We start from the raw sequence: 682 nt of genomic DNA on the forward strand, positions 1-682 counted from the left end.
TTTGTACGTCAAAGCAGTTGAATCTCAGTGACGATTTATGCTTAATTATTTTCGAACCGAATCAGGTAACCATAACGGAAACATTTGATGCAAAAAACAACTCGCACGATGACCAAGCGCATAAACACATTGCATTGGTTGCACACGATAACTATAAGCCTGAGCTGCTACGCTGGGTAAAAGAGAACAAAGAAAATTGCAGAGACCACTTCTTGTATGCACAGGGACAACTGGCCACATGCTTAGTCGCGAAACCGGGCTTGCGATTAAAAGTATGATCAGCGGCCCAATGGGCGGTGACCAACAGCTTGGCGCTTTAATCTCAGAAGGCAAAATCGATATGCTGATTTTCTTCTGGGATCCACTGAATGCGGTACCGAGATCGATCCCAGATGTAAAGCGCTGCTGCGCATTGCCAGTGTATGGAATATTCCAGTGGCAACCAACCGTGCAACGGCAAAATTCCTTTTTGAATCGCCATTGTTGAATGAAGAAGTTAACGTCGAAATACCTGATTACCAAGCCTATTTGGCAGGCCGCACCTAATTCTTCTTTCTGAGTGCCTCAACAATCACCACCGCTAAAATCGGTGGTTTGGGGATGACAATAAAAATGCAGCAATCGTCAGTTGCTAGGCATTTTTATTTGTTCTTTCGCGCTGAGTTTTCCTTCGCGACCACAC

The 682-nt window shown here is 44.9% G+C and carries 1 pseudogene; it reads left to right on the top strand.

Features of this window, described 5'->3' with window-relative positions:
- The first annotated feature begins 87 nt into the window (after positions 1 to 87).
- Positions 88 to 546: pseudogene (locus tag CIK04_RS28515) on the top strand (methylglyoxal synthase).
- Positions 547 to 682 lie beyond the last annotated feature (136 nt).

This window comes from Vibrio sp. 03_296, from assembly GCF_002265885.1.